This is a genomic window from Acinetobacter sp. WCHAc060006 (assembly GCF_004209135.1).
Taxonomy (GTDB): domain Bacteria; phylum Pseudomonadota; class Gammaproteobacteria; order Pseudomonadales; family Moraxellaceae; genus Acinetobacter; species Acinetobacter cumulans.
In genome coordinates this window covers 1-18,770 of record NZ_SGSS01000030.1, presented here as the reverse complement: position 1 = coordinate 18,770, position 18,770 = coordinate 1, and the positions used below count along the sequence as shown (strand labels likewise).

The following is an 18,770-nucleotide window of genomic DNA, read 5'->3' as shown; positions in this document are numbered from 1 at the left end:
TGAGGATAACTGTGTGGAAAATGATCAAAAAGACTTGCCAATGCAGGCTTGGGCAAAATATGTGTCTTTACAACATAGCTCTGCATTAATGCGAGAAAAAGCCACTGTTTTTATACAGCAAATTTTTCAGGCCTTGACCCAAGGTGATAGCTGTCTGACATGTACAGAAAGTGAGTTGCAATTGCTGGCTGGCTTATATGCCACAAGTGAAGATGCAGCTAATCAACAGATTGCACCATTTGTATATGATCAGCAGCAGATTTATCTATATCGCTATTGGTCATTAGAATTTCAATTGGCCCAGTATGTTGCAACATTGAAACAACAACAGTTACCTGCTTTGACTTTAAGCCCACAGCAAGAGGCTTTATTAGAAGACCCGCAACAAAAGCAAGCGATGCGTATGGTGGCTTCACAAGCACTGAGTATTATCACAGGCGGGCCTGGTACAGGTAAAACTTATACTTTGGCGCGTATTATTGCGGTCTTAAATCAAAGCCTGCCCAATATTCGTATTGCTATGGCAGCACCCACAGGTAAAGCGGCGCAGCGGATGAAAGAAGCTTTACAAAATTCATTTTCAGATCCGAAACTGGCCGATTTAATCAGTGATGATTTAAAGCGTTTAACGCCTATTACGTTGCATCGCCTGTTAGGGCTAGGTGAAACACAGCGCCCGCGTTTTCATGCAAAGCGTCCATTACCCTTTGATGTAATTGTGGTTGATGAAGCTTCGATGTTAGATCTCAATTTAGCCAAAATGCTGTTGGCCGCAGTTGCACCACAAACCCGCCTGATTTTATTGGGCGATGCCGACCAATTGGCCTCTGTGGATGTGGGATCCGTTTTAGCAGATCTACAGCAAGTGCCTGCATTGGCTGAAAATCACGTGCATTTGGTGACTAGTCGCCGTTTTGATGGTGAGCAATTGATTGGTCGAATGGCGCAATTTATACAGCAGAATCGTGTAATTGATGGCGTGTTACAACAATTCGAGCAAGCGCTTGTACCTGCGGGTGAGTTGGGGGAAATCGCATTAACGGACAGCATGCACAATCAGATTCAATTGCAGTATCTGCCCGAGCAGGAGAGTGATATTACGCTGACAATGTGGTCACGCTATTATGATCAGCTGATGTTTGGTTTTTCTGGCTATTGCCAAGCTTTAGTTTCCCTTTTACAACAGACCCCAAAAATAAAAGATGTCGCCGAAATTGAACAGGTGATTGCACGTTTTGACGATTATCGCGTGTTGTCGGCTATTCGGCATGGCAATCTGGGTTTGAATGTGCTGAATGAGCAGATCGAGCAACGCGTGCTTGAAGCTACACAGCAAGCGAAGCAAGGCGAGTGGTATGTTGGTCGCCCAGTCATGATGACCTATAACGACTATCAGCTCGGGCTGTCGAATGGTGATATTGGCATCTGCTTTCAACAGCAACAACAAGGTCAAATACAATTTGCAGTATACTTTCCGAGTTTACAGAAATGGGTCGCTGCTGCTCGCTTACCTAAAAGCATACAGACGGCCTATGCGCTCACCATTCATAAATCACAAGGTTCTGAATTTACCCATACCGCGGTGGTGTTAGATGCCAATGCACAGCAATTACTAAGTAAAGAACTCATCTATACGGCCATCACACGTGCGAAAAAAGTCGTCAGTATATTGGCTGCACGTTCGTCATTGGCGAATGCAATGAGCGTTCGAACGTTGCGCCGTAGTAGGTTAAGTGCCAAGGTTGCTACTACGCTGAGTTAAATTTAAGGTACTGATGTGCTTTGTTTTGTACGAAATTTCTTACAACAATTCGAGAAATTGACGCATAGAGCTTTGTATAAGTTTCTGAGAAGATGGCTTCACACAATAAAGTGCTCAACATGGAATGTTGGGTAAAATCGCACAAATAGAATAAAAAAGTCGTGAAGACAGCGAACTTACAATGAAGTAAGTAAAGAGGAAACTTACAGCCGCTAAGCCTTGCAGTTTTGGGAGAGACTGCAGGGCTTTTTTATGCGTGAAATATTTAGTGAATAGTTTGTTGTTTGTGTGTTAAATGTACGAAATAGCTTACAGATAAATTAGGAAAATGCGACTTTTTTCACAGCTTGAATCTGTCAAAATCTACCGCATAAGGAAGTACAACTTAAAACATGGAATGTTTGAGAAACAAGACGCGAGAACGCGCCATAAAACAATAAATAATAAAATAATAATGAAAACAGAAGAAACTACAGCGCAAAAAAGCCCGGGTTCTGCCCAGGCTTTTTTTTATCTTTTTGGGGCGAACTGTTTGCAAAAATGACACTCAGTACAGGAGCTAAAATATTTTTGTAAGTTTAGTTATCTGCTGTGCAAAAAAGCGTTCAAATAAGCCAGATTTATTTTGTTTAAAATATAGGCAAACAAAGTTTGCATGAATAATAGTGCAAAGCAGATGAACTTTTTTGCAATCGGGGGCATTTTCCCTTAATATATTGGACTTGCTGTAGTGATGCACGGCAGTCAAATTGGTTTTGAAGAATCAGTTTGATTTGTATCAAAAGTAACTTATTAAGCATCTCGGAGAAATCGAATGGCTTTAACAAACGCAGATCGCGCAGAGATCGTTGCAAAATTCGCTCGCGCTGAAAACGACACTGGTTCACCAGAAGTTCAAGTAGCTCTTTTAACTGCTCAAATCAATGATTTGCAAGGTCACTTCAAAGAACACAAACACGACCATCATAGCCGTCGCGGTCTTATCCGTATGGTTAACCAACGTCGTAAGCTTCTTGACTACCTTAAAGGTAAAGACGCTACTCGTTACAGCGCTTTGATTGCTGCTTTAGGTTTACGTCGTTAATTCGATTAAACTTTGATTTTCGGACTATTGCATGTCGAATGCCGTAATACTGAAATCTAAAGTCTATCCAACCTTGGTTGGATAATGGGGAAGGGGCGATGATTCGCTCCTTCTTTGTGTCTTAAATGTGTATTTAATGTCTCTAGTGAGGTCGGCTTCTAAGCTTTGTCATTTATGTTGCGGGCTAGTGTTTAGCTGAGTGAATGCCAAACCTTAGGGGTCTCCACTAGAATAATTGTTCACAAGAACTAGGAAAAAATAAAACATGTCGATGTTTAATATTATTCGTAAAGAATTCCAATTTGGTCAGCACAATGTAGTGCTTGAAACAGGCCGTGTTGCACGTCAAGCCAATACTGTTGTGATTACAATGGGTGGCGTACAAGTCCTTGTTGCTGTAGTTGCTCAACCAAAAGCAAAAGCAGGTCAAGACTTCTTCCCATTGACTGTTAACTACCAAGAAAAACAATATGCAGCTGGTCGTATCCCTGGTGGTTATGGCAAGCGTGAAGGCCGCGCGTCTGAAGCTGAAACTCTAATTTCACGTCTAATCGACCGTCCAATTCGTCCGTTGTTCCCAGAAGGTTACTTCAACGAAATCCAAGTAACAGCGACTGTTATTTCTTCTGACAAAACGATGGATGCTGACATTGCTGCAATGTTAGGTACATCTGCTGCGCTTTCTATCGCAGGTACGCCGTTCCGTGGTCCTATCGGTGGTGCGCGTGTTGGTTTAATCAACGGCGAATACATTCTTAACCCGAACCACGAACAGTTAAAAGAATCTGATCTTGACCTTGTTGTTGCAGGTACAGAATCTGCAGTGCTTATGGTTGAATCTGAAGCGAAAGAACTTTCAGAAGACCAAATGCTTGGCGCTGTATTGTTCGGTCATGACGAAATGCAAATTGCGATCCAAGCGATCAAAGAATTTGCTGCAGCTGCTGGTGCAGTTGAATCAACTTGGGTTGCTCCAGTTAAAAACGAAGAACTTCTTGGCAAACTGAAAGACGCATTCGAAGCGAAAATTTCTGATGCTTATACTATTGCTGTTAAGCATGAACGTTATGCAGCGCTTGATGCATTGTCTGAAGAAGCATTGGCTCAATTCGTTCCTGAAAATGACGAAACTGGCATTGCTGACGAAGTGAACGAATTATTCGAAGATCTTAAATATCGTACAGTACGTGACAACATCTTGTCTGGTAAGCCACGTATTGATGGTCGTGATACAAAAACTGTTCGTGCAATCGACGTACAAGTTGGTGTATTAGACCGTGCTCACGGTTCTGCATTGTTCACACGTGGTGAAACTCAGGCGTTGGTAACAACAACTTTGGGTAATACACGTGATGCGTTAATGGTTGATACCCTTGCAGGTACGAAAACTGATAACTTCATGTTGCACTACAACTTCCCTGCATACTCTGTAGGTGAAACGGGTCGTGAATCAGGTCCTAAACGTCGTGAAATCGGTCACGGTCGTCTAGCACGTCGTGGTGTTCAAGCCGTTCTTCCTGCAGCTGACCGTTTCCCGTACGTGATCCGTATCGTATCTGACATCACTGAATCTAACGGTTCATCTTCAATGGCTTCTGTATGTGGTGCTTCTCTATCACTTATGGATGCAGGTGTTCCACTTAAAGCACCAGTTGCGGGTATCGCAATGGGTCTAGTAAAAGAAGGCGAGCGTTTCGCAGTTCTTTCTGACATCTTGGGTGACGAAGACCACCTTGGCGACATGGACTTTAAGGTAGCAGGTTCTGCAAACGGTATTACTGCGCTTCAAATGGACATCAAGATCGAAGGTATTACTGAAGAGATCATGGAAACTGCATTGAACCAAGCTTATGCTGGCCGTATGCACATCCTGAACGAAATGAACCAAGTGATTTCACGCGCTCGTCCTGAAATTTCTATGCACGCGCCTACATTCCAAGTGATCAACATCAACCCGGACAAAATCCGTGATGTGATTGGTAAAGGTGGTGCAACAATCCGTGCAATCACTGAAGAAACTAAAGCTGCAATCGATATCGAAGATAACGGTACAGTTCGCGTATTTGGTGAAACTAAAGCGGCTGCTTCTGCTGCTGTTGCGAAAATCCAAGCGCTTACTGCTGAAATCGAACCAGGTACAATCTACACTGGTAAAGTAATCCGTATCGTTGAATTCGGTGCGTTCGTCAACATCCTTCCAGGTACTGACGGCTTGCTTCACATCTCTCAAATTTCTAACGAGCGTATTGCAAACGTTGCAGACGTATTGAAAGAAGGTCAAGAGATCAAAGTTCAAGTTGCTGATGTCGACAACCGTGGTCGTATCAAGTTAACAATGAAAGACATCGAACAAGCTTAATCTTGTGATGTTCTAAACAAAAAAGCCCTCAATTGAGGGCTTTTTTTATGGCATGATGCGTCATAAAGAAAAGCCATAATAATTTGAGACATGCAAAGCTATTATTTTTATCAGCACCCCACAGGGCAACATATCTTTGTCCAAAAGACAGCGCTAGAGCATCAAGATGCTGAATTTATTTGGCTCGATTTTACCCGTGAGGATTTAGTGAATCGGGCAGAGCATTGGCAACAAGAGCTCTATCAACTTACTCAGCTGTGGGTGAATGAATACCATTTGCGTGATATTTTAAATTTAGAACATCCTTGCGCCTTTGATGCCCTCGACGATTATGACCTACTGATTTTCCGTAAACTGATTACACCAGATGATCAGATTAAATTGGATACACCTAGCAAGGAAAAGCACGATCGCCTGTTTGGCTTAGCCACAACACCGATTAGCTTTTTAATGACGCCACAGATCTTGGTGACGGTACGTGAACAGGGCAATAAAGAAATTGAAAGTTATGTACAACGTATTGAAACGGTGTTGACGCGACCGATCGAAGAACATCACAAACCGCGTAAACTCCCGATTACACCGCTTGATTTAGCCCTACGTTTGCTCAATACCATGGTAGATGGATATTTAGATTTACGGGTGCCATTAACGCGTCGTGTCGAATTTTGGCAACAAGAGCTGTTGCAAGGTCATCGACGCTTTACTAAGTGGCATCAGCTTTTGCAGGAAAATATGGCCTTTCAACAAATTGAAAACCTGTGTGAAGAGCAGATCGAAGTCTTGCAAGAATTGCGTGATGAAATTGTTGATAATTACTCACATCTCAAAGGTAAGAAGCGCAGTGAAAAGCAAGACATTATGTTGCTACGCGTGGATGATTTAAGTAGCCACGTGGAGCGAATTCAAAAGCATACAACTCGATTACGCTCTGCAGTTCAAGCGGCTATTGATTTACATTTTTCAGCCATTGCCAATCAAACCAATGAAAACATGCGTATTTTGGCCATCATTACCGCCATATTTGCACCACTCACTTTATTGACAGGGGTGTATGGAATGAACTTTGAGTTTATTCCCGGCTTAAAATCTCCGACAGGATTTTGGATCATGTTGGCTATTATGCTGATGACGACCTTGATTCTTATTTATTATTTTTACCGTCGCCATTTGGTTGGCCGTGGAGAAAAAAGTGTAATAGATATGTTGGCACAACAACAAACCGACCAGCACGTAAATTTACTGTGGTTTATGGATTATGAGCCAATTAAGCAAACGGTCAGTGGAACCAAAAAGACTTTAAAGGAAATTGAAAAACTGGCGGTGAAAAAATAAAGTTGCTTTCAGTTTATACGCTGGGTGAAAGCTAAGGTTTCACCCAAGGTTGTGTTGATTATTCTGCGCGAATCCACGTGGTGCTTCGGCCGAGTGCAGAGACACCAATATAGCCACGCATTGTGAGCCGCTTGCCAGTCGGATTGAGTTTAGCTTTGCCTTTGTAGACATTCCCAGACAGTGGATCGAGCACAGTCCCGCCCACAAATTCATTTTCATGTTGTGGGTTTTGTTTAAATCCTTTTAATATTTCAAGTCCCACCAATTTGGTATTTTTAAGTGGGCCTTTACACTTTTCACAAGTTTCAACGAGAGCTTTATAGGGCAGTGGTCGAATGGCAGTAATTTTACCTGTATAGCTTCCATCGCTATTTTTAGTGATGGTGACATCTGCACGCGAGTAGCCCGTTTGTTCATCAATGGTTTTCCAAACCCCAACCATATCATTGGCATACAGAGTGCTACAAAAACCGAGTAGTGCGATAGATAGAACACGTTTCAATATCATAATTTTCCCTATTCATCTTTGTTGTTATGGCATTTCCATTGCAGGTGTGCTCCTGCATAACTTATTTTTAATTCACTATTAAATCGCTGACACGAAGTAAGCTAGGTGTTTTTACGGGTGTTACTGTATGACACACTATATCGTCACTCGCCAAAACTAGGGTGAAGTCGGATGCTGCGGCACAGCATCTTTCAGTAAGCGATACATTTCGTCTTTCAGTTTAAGTTTTTTCCGCTTGAGTGCTTCGATATCTTCATGCAAATGGTTGAGTGGATCTAATTCCAATTGGGTAATAGATTGATCGAGCTCGCAATGTTGTTCAAACATTTGGGCGAAATGTGGGTTTTCCTCCCGAAGTTGTTGGATACGCTCTCGATATTCTGGGAACATATTTTTTACTTTTTTATTACAGTCTTTGATTTTCATGGTGATGCATGGTTCTCTTGGCTGATTAAAGTATAGGCTATGCTTCGGATTGTGCTAGCCCTCATCATTCCACTGTTAGTGTGAGTGCAAATGTTGTTGTTTGACTTGTTTGCGTAGCTGTTGTACTTCATCAATCAAGTCAAGCATCATGGCTACAGCGGTAAAACTGGCGTTAAAGTCACGCTGTAAACGGTAAGCACGACGCGCACGCGAAATATCATCTCCAAAAAATTGATGAATGCGTTCATCTGGTCGATTGCTCAAAATATCGTATTCTAAAAGTTGTAATACCCACTCTGGGCTTTGGCCACAAGCAGCTGCAAAATGGTTTAAGTCGAAGCTACGTTGATCATCGACAATTTCAATATGCGAACTGTCATTGCAGGTCACTTCGCGGTAATGAATCGTGGTCATAGAGATTTCTCCTTAACACTAACGAGGATTAAATTGATGAAATGCTTCAGCAAAATCTTGGTAGGCACGTAATTGTTGGTCGGTTTGCGCAACGGGCAACACGATATTTAAGATTAAATATAAATGCCCTGCGGGTTGGGATGGAATACCTTGATCTTTCAGTCGCAGTTGTTGGCCTGTTTTGGCATTTTTTGGCAAGCTGACATCTACATGACGTCCATTGGGAAGATTAACCCGAATATTTTGTCCTAAGGCTGCTTCCCAAGGACTAATGTCTACATGACAGTAAACATGAGCGCCATCGACATGATAACTATGCGTAGCTGGGTAGTGAACTTCGATATATAAGTCGCCATTTTCACCGCCATTTATGCCTTGCTGGCCTTGCCCATTCAGGCGAATTTGTTGACCATCTTTAAGCCCAGCTGGAATTTTAACTTCAAGCGTTTTACGCTGAACCTCAGCTTCACCATAAGCGTTATAAGTAGGAATTTGTAAACTGAATTTTTGGGTACTGCCGTCATAGGCAACCTGAAGTTCTAGATCGATCCGTGCATGTTGATCTTCACCTTTATAACGCATTGCACCATCATGTTGATGATTTCGCCCACCACCAAAGCCTGAACCAAAGCGACCGAATAAATCCTCAAAACCGCTAAAATCAGATTGCTGCTGTGAGCTACGATAGTGATGAAAAGCAGAGTCAGTAAAGTCACTGCCTTGCGTCTGGTTGACGTTGCTATGGCTGAAGTTTGGGTGATCTAACTGGAAGTCATATTCTTGTTTTTTTTCTGCATCGCTGAGTGTGTCATAAGCAATATTAACTTCTTGCATACGTGCTTCAGCATCATCCTCTTTGCTGACATCGGGATGATATTTCCGAGCTAATTTACGATAGGCTTTTTTGATCTGCTCCGCAGAAGCCTCTCGTGTTACACCCAGAATTTCATAATAATTTTTGGGGACTTTTGTCGTCATACTTGTTGTTTATAAATTGATTGTATTTTAATCAATAGTATGACGTTCATATTTCTGAAACAGTGTTTATTTGCAGCAGATTGTTTCAAATCATGACAATAAAAAAGCCTCTAAAATGAGGCTTTGATTCAAGTATGCAGAGGCTTAGTATTTAATCCATGTCACACTACGACCAATAACAGATACACCGACATAACCACGAATGGTGAGGCGTTTGCCTGAGGCATTTAAGCGTGCTTTACCTTTATAAATTTTACCGCCAATTGGGTCTAAGACTTTCCCTTGTACATAAGCGAGAGGATTGTCTGGATCGTTTTTAAACCCCCAAATGAAAGGTAAGCCTAAAAATGGTTTGTCCTTTAATTGACCTGGACAATTACTACAGATCACCATTTTGTCGGTGCCTGGGATATTACGAGTTTCTACAATAATACCTTCATAGGTCCCGTCAGGCTTTTTCTTAATTTCAACATCAGCACGTGAATATCCAGTCCGATCATCAATGGTTTTCCATTTACCGACCAATGGATCTTCACTGGCATAGCCGAGGCTACTGATGACAGAAAAAATGAGCGCAGTGAATATACTTTTATATGCAACCATAGATATCCCTAATCTAAGTTTTATGTATTTTTTAGAGTAGTTATTCTAATAATTTAATTTATAAAAAACAAACAGATATATTGTTATCTGTGTCACATTATATGGGCTAAATGCTGGCTCTATCTAAAATTGTGTGGAATAAAATGGTGAAAAAAAGCCCCTTTTAACAGGGGCTTTGGTTTAGTTTTTAACCCAAGTGATATTTCGGCCTACAGCTGCACCTTCCATGCTACTGCGAATGATCAGATGTTTACCGTTACTCATTAAACGTGCACGAGCTTGGTAACGTTGGCCAGATTTGGGATCAAGGAGATGACCACCATTAAACTCAAGGGCATTGTGTGGGTCTGTAGTTAGTCCCGTGAGTGTTGTTAAACCCACCAAAGGTTGATTTTTTTCTGGGCCTGTACATTTGATGCAGGTGGTCATGCTTTCTGCACCAGGCACACTACGCACATTAATAATTTTGGCGCTGTACTCATTGTTTTTGTTTTTTTGAATAATCACATCTGAGAGCGAATAACCCGTGCGGTCATCGATGGTTTTCCATGTCCCCACCAAAGGGTCGCTTGTGGCTGCCCATGCAGGTACGCTTGCCACAAAGCTAAATGCGAGAATGAGTGCAGTGAAGGGGTGCTTTTTCATAATTGAACAATCCACACTAGGAAGGAGAAAATCTGCCTAAGCAGATAGGCATAAAAAAAGTATGGATTTAATATAGCTTAAATAAGCAAAGAAATACTAGGTAAATCAGGTGATTAAAAAATATAAAATTCACATAAATTATTAAATATATTGCACTCTGAATATGAAAGTGAAAACTCAATCACATTGAGCTGGTTGAACTATCATTATGGCGTGCATGACGAGAGACAGTTGCGGGGAAGGGAGGCATTATTTGTCAGTTGATTAGACAAATAATGCAAGTATTCAGTGTGAAGCTGATGTCTTAGTCGATACGGATCCAAGATACTGTACGGCCCAATAAGGTGGTACCCAAATAGCCACGAAGTGTCAGTACATTGCCTCGTGCATTGAGTTGACCTTTGCCTTGATAGACATTACCTGTTAATGGATCAATGACTTTACCATTAACGTATTCATTTTTATTTTCATCATCTTGATGGAAGCCTGAGAAAATAGGCAGACCAATTAAAGGTGCGTTTTTTAATTTGCCTTCACATTTGTCGCAATGGTCGATCGCAGTACGGTTGGGAATTGCATGGACTTTCACAATTTTACCTGTGTAGCTACCATCTTTGAGTTTACTAATGAGAACTTCTGCACGTGCATAGCCAGTTTTATCGTCTATTGTTTTCCAGCGTCCTGCTAGATCGGCAGCCTGCACTTGAAAAAAGCAGGTTATTGAGAGAGCGAAAGCTCCCAAAATAATTTTCTTATTCATCTATATTATCCATTATTTATTAGCGTCATTTTAATTATTCAAAGAAGGTTGAAATTATATTTTTGCCTTCAGTGTGCGCAAAGTGTACAAGAACAAATGCAAATAACAAGAGCAGTTTATCGGCTTTTTTTGAGTGATTTCTAAGCTTTAAGTGTTATAAAAATTGCAATATTTTAGTGCATGGCATGAGGCTGTTGTTGTATTTAAAGTATAGGTTTTGGCATAAAAAAAGCGCCCTTAAGGGCGCTTTTAGATCAGACAGAATTTAGCTGAGATGTTCGCCAAATAGTCCCAGTGCTTCTTCGGCAGAAAATTGGTAGTGGCTGTTACAGAACTGGCAATCCATTTGAATTGGATTTTGGTGTTCTAAGGTTTCACGTACGGCATCTACGCCAATTTGTTTGAGTGCATCTGAACAGCGTTCTTTAGAGCATGTGCAACCAAATTTAAGCAGTTCAACTTCAGGTAAACGTACTTCTTCTTCGTTATATAAACGATATAAGATTTCAGTGCTTTCTAAGTTGGTGAGCTCATCTGCTTTTAGTGTTTCAGTCAGCATAGTTAGACGAGGCCACAAATCTTCATCAACACGTTTTTGCTCTTCTTCACTATTACGTGGCAAGAGCTGAATGAGTAGGCCACCTGAGCGTTGTTCATTGCTTGCCAATACAATACGTGTTGGGATTTGTGCAGACAAATCGTAGTACTGCATCAAACAACCTGCAAGGTTTGGCTTGTCGAGGGGAACAATCCCTTGGTAACGTTCGCCAAATTCAGGCTCAATGTTAATGAATAACACGGGATTAACCAACGTCTGGAGCACTACGCTACTGTCGGTAGCTTGTGTGAAGTGTGGGTCTTCTTCGTAGTCGGCCAAGGCGCGAACTTCACCTAAATGGTTGCATTCTGCCATGCCCCATTTAAATGTCCCTGCAGCTTGAATTTGTAAGCTAATACGGCCTTTAATTTTTAAAGTGCTGGCCAATAGCGCCGTTGCACTGAGCATTTCACCCAATAAAATTTTAATTGCAGGCGCATAGTCACGTTGTGCAAGAATGGTTTGTAGGGCATCTTCAAGATGAACGACTTCACCACGCACAGGGCTGTCTTCAATAAAAAAGCGTTGACGTAAATCAGGCATAAAATTCTCCATAACCCTGCTTAAATGGTGTCAATATTGTAAAACACAAGTCATTTCAGATCATCCTTTTCATCACGGGCTACATCAATTCGATTACGTTGCAAGCCACGCTGTAAATCAACCCCTGCGGGTGGTTGGCGCATTTGAGCATCGCTGGCAAATAAATGTTCTAGTTCTGCAAGGGCATTACGGTGTGTTTCATAGATTTTTTGTTCATCGGTATAGATGTGTTGCTGTTGCTCTAACAGCTTTTCATCATAATCACGGAACAGCTCAATACTTTTATAGGCATCGTCTTCATTAATACCAGCATCGCGGAGCATGTGATAAGCCATTCCCAGCGATGATAAATAGGTTTCACGCCAGATATGCTCTACACCTAAATCACGCAATAAGTGTACATGGTGTCGATCACGGGCGCGGACGAGCATTTTTAGGTTGGGGTAATTTAAGCGAATATGACGCGCAACATTCATGGAGTCTTCAATGTCGTCAATGGCCAGCACAAATACCCGCGCATGCTCAATGCCTGCAGCCCGTAAAATTTCCGGTTGGGCAGCATCGCCATAGTAGAGCTGGCCACCATAATTACGTACAAAATCGACTTTGTCTAAATTGCTATCGATGGCAGTAAAAGACAAATGTTGAATGTGTGCAACACGCGCAATAATTTGGCCAAAACGTCCAAAGCCCGCAATAATCACGGGATGGTGCTGGTCTGGAATATCATCATATTCAGGCGCGACTTTGCTTTGGCTAAAGCGAGGTAAGATGATCGAGTTCATCAGCCAATAGGCAATCGGCGTAAGAACCATCGAGAGTGTTACCATCAAGACCACAGGTTCTACAATGGCTTGGCTCACCACTTGTTCACTGCGGGCTACGCTCAGCACCACAAAAGCAAACTCACCCCCTTGAGCCAGGCAAGTGGCGAGCATTAAGCTGTTTTGCCATGAGTTTTTTAAATAACGTGCAACGCCCGTGAGGGTGATTATTTTGACCAACATCAGGCAGAGTGCGCCACCAATAATGAGCCATGGTGCATCGATAAACAGCGATAATTGTGTAGTCATGCCGACGGTCATAAAGAATAGACCAAGCAATAATCCTTTAAAGGGCGCAATACTGGCTTCAAGTTCATGGCGGAACTCGGAATCCGCAAGCAGTACGCCAGTTAAAAATGCCCCGAGTGTGGTGCTAATGCCCAATACATCCATCAAGCCAACAACAGCCAAAACAATAAACAGTCCCACAGCGGTAATGAGTTCGTGGGCGCCACTTTTGGCCACAAAACGAAAAAACGGACGCATGAGATAGCGACTAAATAAAAACAAGCCACTAAAGGTCGCCACGATGGCCGCAAAATAAGCAATCCCATGATGTGTCGATTGCGTGCCCGCGAGCATTGGAATGATGGCCAGTAGGGGAATCGCCGCCATATCTTGAAACAGTAAAATAGAAAAGGATTGTTGACCGTAGGTGGTGTTGAGTTGTTGTTTTTCGGTCAAAAGTTGCAATACAAAAGCGGTAGAAGATAGTGCTAGCGCAAAGCCAATCACAAAGCTGGCGGCAATCTCTTGTTGTAAAGCCACAAAGCTAAGTAGTGCTAAACAGATACCTGTTAAGCCCACTTGTAGGCTTCCCATACCAAAAATAGATTGGCGCATCGACCATAGGCGTTGTGGGCGAAGCTCTAAGCCAATAATAAACATTAAGAGAATAACACCAAACTCAGCCAGTTCCTGAATGGCTTCTGGGTCGCTGGCCAGATTAAATACACTGGGCCCCAGTAAAATGCCAGTAAATAAATAGCCGAGTACTGTTGCAATGCCCAGCCTTTTTAACAAAGGCACCAGGAGCAAAGACGCTCCTAGAAACAGGGTGATTTGCAACAGTAATGACATAAGGCTGTCCTCGTTTTATTCATTCAATATAAGCGGTCACTTTGAAGCAGGAGCATCAAATTAACTGAGTTCTTGTGGGTCAATATCTAGGGTTAATTTCATGCTAGAAGGCTTTTGATGCAACATATTTTGCCACCAATTTCGGAGATAAAAATGTAATCGGGCGCGATCTGGTGACAATAACACCATGTGTGATTGATAGCGGCCTGCTTTACGTTCCATGGGAGCTGGAATTGGGCCCCAAATATCGACATTTAAGCCAGCACTTTGTCTAAGTAAGGCTGCATGCTGTTGTAAAAAATCACGGTTCAGATCTTGGCTTTTGGACTCACAACGCACCAGTGCTGCATAGCGAAAAGGTGGCATGAGTGCTGCTTCACGTTCTTGTAAAGTTTGTTTGGCAAACTGGCGGTAGTCTTCTTTGACCAAGGTGTTTAATAGGGGGTGATCAGGTCTTAAGGTTTGTAAATATACATCCCCTTTACGCTCGCCACGACCAGCACGCCCAGCTACTTGTACGACCAATTGAGCAGTGCGCTCAGTTGCCCGAAAATCGACGCTCAATAAGCCTGAGTCGATATCTAAAATAGCCACAAGGGTCACATAAGGAAAATGATGACCTTTGGCCAGCATTTGTGTACCCAATAAAATAGATGCTTGGCTTTGCTGAATTTTGTCATAAATTTTTTGCCAGCTACCTACGCGACTGGTGGAGTCTCGATCGACCCGAATGACGTCATAATCAGGAAATAGCTCATTTAAATGTTCTTCAACTTTGGCAGTGCCTAAGCCCAAAGGTTTAAGTTCTGTATGTGCACACTGTGGGCAGTGGTCAGGCATGCGATGAATCGTACCACAGTGATGGCAATGCAAATGCTGATAAGGAGTACGATGCACGGTAAAATTGGCATCACAATGTGGGCATTTGGCCTGCCATGCACAGCTTTCACAGATCAGCACAGGCGCATAACCACGGCGGTTTAAAAACACCAAGACTTGCTCATTTTTATCGAGGCGTTTTTTCATCTCATCGAGCAAAGCTTGACTCATGCCATGTTGCTTCTTCGCAATTTTTAAATCCAAAATGTGGATTTTAGGCATGAGTGCCGTGCCTGCACGCTGGTTGAGTTCCAAGCATTGCATCTTTTGATGTTGCACCAATGCATAGCTTTCAATACTTGGCGTGGCAGAGCCGAGCACCACAGGGCATTGCTCTAAATAGCCACGATATAATGCTACATCTCGAGCATGATAACGAAAGCCTTCTTGTTGCTTAAAAGACAAATCATGTTCTTCGTCGAGCACGATCAGCCCTAAGTTAGGGAGTGGGCTAAAAATGGCTGAGCGCGTACCTAAGATAATCGAGGCTTTGCCTGTTTCGGCAGCCTGCCATGCTTGTAAGCGTTTACTGTCGTTGAGGCCTGAATGTAACAAGACAATATTGCAATGAAAGCGCGACTGAAAACGGCTAATGGTTTGTGGTGTCAGACCAATTTCGGGTACCAAGACCAGTACTTGTTTGCCTTGTTTTAAAACCTCTTGCATGACTTGCAAATACACTTCAGTTTTACCACTACCTGTGAGGCCATCGAGTAAAAAAGCTTGATATTTTTTGCGGGCCTTCAGAATGCTATCAATCGCATGCTGCTGTTCTGGATTGGCCGTCAGAGGCATTTGCGCCATTTGAATCGGCATTGGGCTAAAATCTTGCGCCTCTAACTCGCAACGACAAATTTGTTTTTTTTCTAAAGCTTTGAGTGTTGCAGTTTCTACACCCGCTAAATTCAGCACATTTTCGGATGTGCCAGCAGGATGTAGTTTTAAGATTTTATAAGCTTCTTGCTGGCGTTCAGAGCGTTTTACTTTTTGTTCGGCTTCGGCATCTAACAGTTTCCATGTCCGTGCCAGCAAGTTATAGGGTTTACCTTGGCGCAGTAGTGTAGGAAGAGCACTATGAACCACCTCGCCAATGGGGAATTGATAATACTGTGCAGCCCAAGTCAATAAACTTAAACTTTGTGTATTTAAAATAGCGCGCTCATCAAGTAGTTCGGTAATGGCTTTGAGCTTGATATCTGGATTGAGTGGCACATCAGGTGCGAGCTTTTCCATAATCACGCCGACCAGATTTTGCCGACCAAAAGACACTGCAACCCGTGAGCCAACTTCAGCGCGTTGATAAAGTTCTGCACTTAGACTGTAATCAAAACAGTCATATAAATGTACAGGGACGGCCACACGGACACGAAAGATAGGGGCGGGGGCGAGATCTGAAACTTGCATAAAAAGGCGGTCGGGTCCTGATTAAATTTCGTCGTGCTGTAAGAACAGTTGTGTTAGAGTGATCAAACAATTTATATCTAAGAATATGAATGATTTTGAGGGTTGGGCGCAACTGCGCTAACAGGGTTTTTTGGAAAATTAGAGCATTGTAATGCCAGCATATCAGTTTACCGCCATAGATGCGTCAGGCAAGCAACAGAAAGGTGTGCTTGAAGGTGATTCTGCGCGTCAGATTCGTCAACAGTTACGTGATAAAGCATTAATTCCCGTTGCTGTAGATCCGATTGAGCAAAAAGATAAACATGCACAGCCACGCTGGTTTCAAAAAAGTATTACTTCTTATGACTTGGCACTCATGACGCGGCAATTGGCAGTGTTGGTGGCGGCAGCTATTCCCTTAGAAGAAGCGATTCGAGCGGTAGGCAAGCAAAGCGAAAAAGCACATGTGCAAAGCCTTTTAATGTCCGTGCGCTCAAAAGTGCTAGAAGGGCATTCTTTAGCGCAAGCCTTGCAACAGTCTGGGCGTTTCCCTGAACTCTATATTGCCACCATTGCTGCAGGTGAGCGTTCTGGGCACTTGGATTTAATTTTAGATCAATTGGCAGATTACACCGAAAATCGTTTTGCCATGCAAAAAAAGGTTCAAGGGGCCATGATCTACCCAATTATTTTAATGTTGATGTCTTTCGCGATTGTGATGGGTTTAATGACCTATGTGGTGCCAGACATTGTAAAAACCTTTGATCAAGACAAAGCGGCACTGCCGTGGATTACCATTGCCTTAATGAAGGCCAGTGATTTTATACGTGTGGCTTGGCCATTTTTATTGGTTGGTGCCACAGTCGGTATTATGTTGTTAGTCAGATTTTTAAAAACTAACGCTGGGCATTATGCTTTTGATCGGTTTACTTTAAAAATGCCCCTGTTTGGCAAGCTGTCTAAAGGTATTAATGCTGCACGCTTTGCCAGTACCTTATCTATTTTGACCAAGTCAGGTGTGCCTTTGGTGGATGCGCTGAAAATTGGCGCGGCGGTCAGTAACAATTGGGTCATCCGTGATTCAGTGAATATTGCAGCTGAAAAAGTCACCGAAGGTGGGAACTTAGCAACACAACTAGAGCGCAGTGGTTATTTCCCACCAATGATGGTACAAATGATCCGAAGTGGTGAATCTTCAGGCGAATTGGACCGCATGTTAGAACGGGCTTCTGTTATGCAAGACCGTGAAGTAACCACTTTAATTTCGACCTTATTGGCTTTGTTAGAGCCACTGATGTTGGTGGTCATGGCCAGTATTGTGTTGGTCATTGTGATTGCGGTCATGCTACCGATTGTGAATATGAATAATATGATTTAACCCTGTTGAACCCAAAAGAGATAAACGAGAGTAATAACATGCAAGGCAAAGGATTAAACGCAAAACAATCGGGCTTTACCCTCATTGAAGTGATGGTTGTTATTGTGATTTTAGGTGTGTTGGCGGCTTTAATCGTACCAAACGTGATGGGTCGTGGTGAAAAAGCCAAAGTAGATACCACACAAATCACACTCAAAAGTGTAGCGGGTGCTTTAGATCAGTACAAAATGGACAATGGCAAATACCCATCCATGCAAGATGGTGGTTTAGGGGCATTAGTAAATAAGCCTGAGTCTGCAAAAAACTGGCTACAAGGAGGCTATGTCAAAGGTGGCTATCCAAAAGACAGCTGGGACAATGACGTACAATATGTTGCTCCAGGGACAGAAGGCCGTCCTTTTGATTTGTACTCATTTGGTGCAGATGGCCAGTCTGGTGGTGAAGGTAATGATGCTGATATTTATTACCAGCACTAATTGAGAATCATTATAAAGTAATGGTGATTGAATATATCGCTTTACGTCATTGGCTATTTCAATATTGGCTAAAGCGATAATTATTCTTGTTTATTAAATATAATATAAGTAATTGAAAAATAATGAAATAAATAATATCTTCTAGTTGAGATTTATAATAAGAATTATTCCCAAGTTTATTGATTACAATAATCGTAAAATATGAATAAATATAGGCTTTTATTTTAATTTAAAGCTTGCATAATAACTCCATAGACAGGATGAAAGTCAGAGGAGAGCAGTATGAAAGCATTAATACTTACAGATGAAATTAACCAATTTCATTGGGCGATGCTGAAATCTGTGCTTTTGATTTTAAGCTTGTTGCCTGTGAGCCAAGGGATTATGCATTTGTGGCTAAATACCGAAGGCAGTAGCCAAATTATGGTGGGCTTCTTTGCAATTAGTTTGATGAGCTCAATGTTGGCCTTGAGTTTTTGGTCGGCTTTACAAGCAACAGTGGCGAAGCTCAAACAAGAACATAGCACTATTGTTGAAAAAGCTGTGGTCAATCTTTACCGTTATGTGCCCATGCTTTCTTTGGCAGGCATGTTGTCATATTTGGCGCTACAGTTCTAAACAGCCGAAACTTATGTGGTATATCAAACCGAGTATATAAACTCGGTTTTTTTGTGCCACTAGATTGGCTTGGGTTAAATTTGTCATGATTCATGCATAGATTGTCGGCTTTCAGTT

General features: G+C 42.3%; 17 protein-coding genes. 7 read left to right on the top strand and 10 right to left on the bottom strand.

What is annotated here, in order from left to right; all coding sequences use genetic code 11:
- Positions 1 to 40 precede the first annotated feature (40 nt).
- The 4 genes from recD to EXE29_RS14550 all read left to right on the top strand — a co-directional run bounded on the left by recD (position 41) and on the right by EXE29_RS14550 (position 6,540).
- Positions 41 to 1,762 carry an exodeoxyribonuclease V subunit alpha gene (gene recD, locus EXE29_RS14565; protein ID WP_120364931.1) on the top strand — a complete coding sequence of 574 codons (1,722 nt, stop codon included), beginning with the start codon at positions 41 to 43 and terminating at the stop codon, positions 1,760 to 1,762.
- 814 nt (positions 1,763 to 2,576) lie between these two features.
- A complete protein-coding gene (rpsO, locus tag EXE29_RS14560; protein WP_005007057.1) occupies positions 2,577 to 2,846 on the top strand; it encodes a 30S ribosomal protein S15 in 270 nt (89 codons plus the stop codon).
- Positions 2,847 to 3,117: 271 nt separating this feature from the next.
- Positions 3,118 to 5,205: a polyribonucleotide nucleotidyltransferase gene (pnp, locus tag EXE29_RS14555; protein ID WP_171356366.1), complete on the top strand. Its 2,088-nt coding sequence runs from the start codon at positions 3,118 to 3,120 to the stop codon at positions 5,203 to 5,205.
- 90 nt (positions 5,206 to 5,295) lie between these two features.
- Entirely contained in the window at positions 5,296 to 6,540 is a 1,245-nt protein-coding gene (locus EXE29_RS14550; protein ID WP_117007857.1) for a magnesium transporter CorA family protein, read from the top strand.
- Positions 6,541 to 6,598: 58 nt separating this feature from the next.
- On the opposite strand, the gene EXE29_RS14545 is transcribed toward EXE29_RS14550, so the two are convergent.
- The 10 genes from EXE29_RS14545 to EXE29_RS14500 form a co-directional block, all read right to left on the bottom strand.
- Positions 6,599 to 7,048 carry a DUF2147 domain-containing protein gene (locus EXE29_RS14545; RefSeq protein WP_106985534.1) on the bottom strand — a complete coding sequence of 150 codons (450 nt, stop codon included), beginning with the start codon at positions 7,046 to 7,048 and terminating at the stop codon, positions 6,599 to 6,601.
- A 156-nt stretch (positions 7,049 to 7,204) separates the two neighbouring features.
- Positions 7,205 to 7,474 (bottom strand): HP1242/YdcH family protein, encoded by a 270-nt coding sequence (locus tag EXE29_RS14540; RefSeq protein WP_106985533.1) that lies wholly within the window; start codon positions 7,472 to 7,474, stop codon positions 7,205 to 7,207.
- A gap of 75 nt (positions 7,475 to 7,549) precedes the next feature.
- Positions 7,550 to 7,888 carry a chaperone modulator CbpM gene (locus EXE29_RS14535; protein WP_106985532.1) on the bottom strand — a complete coding sequence of 113 codons (339 nt, stop codon included), beginning with the start codon at positions 7,886 to 7,888 and terminating at the stop codon, positions 7,550 to 7,552.
- 18 nt (positions 7,889 to 7,906) lie between these two features.
- Entirely contained in the window at positions 7,907 to 8,866 is a 960-nt protein-coding gene (locus EXE29_RS14530; protein WP_117007860.1) for a DnaJ C-terminal domain-containing protein, read from the bottom strand.
- A gap of 144 nt (positions 8,867 to 9,010) precedes the next feature.
- Positions 9,011 to 9,469 carry a DUF2147 domain-containing protein gene (locus EXE29_RS14525; RefSeq protein WP_106985530.1) on the bottom strand — a complete coding sequence of 153 codons (459 nt, stop codon included), beginning with the start codon at positions 9,467 to 9,469 and terminating at the stop codon, positions 9,011 to 9,013.
- Positions 9,470 to 9,649: 180 nt separating this feature from the next.
- Complete coding sequence (locus EXE29_RS14520) at positions 9,650 to 10,114, bottom strand: DUF2147 domain-containing protein (protein WP_106985529.1); 465 nt, start codon at positions 10,112 to 10,114, stop codon at positions 9,650 to 9,652.
- Between the two features lie 304 nt (positions 10,115 to 10,418).
- On the bottom strand, positions 10,419 to 10,874 hold the full coding sequence (locus tag EXE29_RS14515; protein ID WP_106985528.1) for a DUF2147 domain-containing protein: 456 nt from the start codon (positions 10,872 to 10,874) through the stop codon (positions 10,419 to 10,421).
- A 265-nt stretch (positions 10,875 to 11,139) separates the two neighbouring features.
- Complete coding sequence (gene hslO, locus EXE29_RS14510) at positions 11,140 to 12,015, bottom strand: Hsp33 family molecular chaperone HslO (protein WP_120364926.1); 876 nt, start codon at positions 12,013 to 12,015, stop codon at positions 11,140 to 11,142.
- 50 nt (positions 12,016 to 12,065) lie between these two features.
- Positions 12,066 to 13,919: a monovalent cation:proton antiporter-2 (CPA2) family protein gene (locus EXE29_RS14505; RefSeq protein WP_120364927.1), complete on the bottom strand. Its 1,854-nt coding sequence runs from the start codon at positions 13,917 to 13,919 to the stop codon at positions 12,066 to 12,068.
- Between the two features lie 60 nt (positions 13,920 to 13,979).
- Positions 13,980 to 16,202, bottom strand: a complete 2,223-nt coding sequence (locus tag EXE29_RS14500; protein WP_120364928.1) for a primosomal protein N' — start codon at positions 16,200 to 16,202, stop codon at positions 13,980 to 13,982.
- A gap of 151 nt (positions 16,203 to 16,353) precedes the next feature.
- Between EXE29_RS14500 and gspF the strand changes: the two genes are divergently transcribed.
- The 3 genes from gspF (at position 16,354) to EXE29_RS14485 (ending at position 18,653) form a co-directional block, all read left to right on the top strand.
- On the top strand, positions 16,354 to 17,559 hold the full coding sequence (gene gspF / locus EXE29_RS14495; protein ID WP_120364929.1) for a type II secretion system inner membrane protein GspF: 1,206 nt from the start codon (positions 16,354 to 16,356) through the stop codon (positions 17,557 to 17,559).
- Between the two features lie 38 nt (positions 17,560 to 17,597).
- Positions 17,598 to 18,035: a type II secretion system major pseudopilin GspG gene (gspG, locus tag EXE29_RS14490; protein WP_106985523.1), complete on the top strand. Its 438-nt coding sequence runs from the start codon at positions 17,598 to 17,600 to the stop codon at positions 18,033 to 18,035.
- A 282-nt stretch (positions 18,036 to 18,317) separates the two neighbouring features.
- Positions 18,318 to 18,653, top strand: a complete 336-nt coding sequence (locus EXE29_RS14485) for a hypothetical protein (RefSeq protein ID WP_106986760.1) — start codon at positions 18,318 to 18,320, stop codon at positions 18,651 to 18,653.
- Positions 18,654 to 18,770: the final 117 nt, after the last annotated feature.

Excerpts from the sequence above, each read along its gene's own strand:
- EXE29_RS14540 (WP_106985533.1), bottom strand. The coding sequence starts at position 7,474 with ATGAAAATCAAAGACTGTAATAAAAAAGTAAAAAATATGTTCCCAGAA.
- EXE29_RS14545 (WP_106985534.1), bottom strand. The coding sequence starts at position 7,048 with ATGATATTGAAACGTGTTCTATCTATCGCACTACTCGGTTTTTGTAGC.
- EXE29_RS14520 (WP_106985529.1), bottom strand. The coding sequence starts at position 10,114 with ATGAAAAAGCACCCCTTCACTGCACTCATTCTCGCATTTAGCTTTGTG.
- EXE29_RS14525 (WP_106985530.1), bottom strand. The coding sequence starts at position 9,469 with ATGGTTGCATATAAAAGTATATTCACTGCGCTCATTTTTTCTGTCATC.
- EXE29_RS14515 (WP_106985528.1), bottom strand. The coding sequence starts at position 10,874 with ATGAATAAGAAAATTATTTTGGGAGCTTTCGCTCTCTCAATAACCTGC.
- gspG (WP_106985523.1), top strand. The coding sequence starts at position 17,598 with ATGCAAGGCAAAGGATTAAACGCAAAACAATCGGGCTTTACCCTCATT.
- EXE29_RS14550 (WP_117007857.1), top strand. The coding sequence starts at position 5,296 with ATGCAAAGCTATTATTTTTATCAGCACCCCACAGGGCAACATATCTTT.
- EXE29_RS14530 (WP_117007860.1), bottom strand. The coding sequence starts at position 8,866 with ATGACGACAAAAGTCCCCAAAAATTATTATGAAATTCTGGGTGTAACA.
- EXE29_RS14500 (WP_120364928.1), bottom strand. The coding sequence starts at position 16,202 with ATGCAAGTTTCAGATCTCGCCCCCGCCCCTATCTTTCGTGTCCGTGTG.
- hslO (WP_120364926.1), bottom strand. The coding sequence starts at position 12,015 with ATGCCTGATTTACGTCAACGCTTTTTTATTGAAGACAGCCCTGTGCGT.
- gspF (WP_120364929.1), top strand. The coding sequence starts at position 16,354 with ATGCCAGCATATCAGTTTACCGCCATAGATGCGTCAGGCAAGCAACAG.
- EXE29_RS14485 (WP_106986760.1), top strand. The coding sequence starts at position 18,318 with ATGAAAGCATTAATACTTACAGATGAAATTAACCAATTTCATTGGGCG.
- EXE29_RS14505 (WP_120364927.1), bottom strand. The coding sequence starts at position 13,919 with ATGTCATTACTGTTGCAAATCACCCTGTTTCTAGGAGCGTCTTTGCTC.
- recD (WP_120364931.1), top strand. The coding sequence starts at position 41 with ATGCAGGCTTGGGCAAAATATGTGTCTTTACAACATAGCTCTGCATTA.
- pnp (WP_171356366.1), top strand. The coding sequence starts at position 3,118 with ATGTTTAATATTATTCGTAAAGAATTCCAATTTGGTCAGCACAATGTA.
- rpsO (WP_005007057.1), top strand. The coding sequence starts at position 2,577 with ATGGCTTTAACAAACGCAGATCGCGCAGAGATCGTTGCAAAATTCGCT.
- EXE29_RS14535 (WP_106985532.1), bottom strand. The coding sequence starts at position 7,888 with ATGACCACGATTCATTACCGCGAAGTGACCTGCAATGACAGTTCGCAT.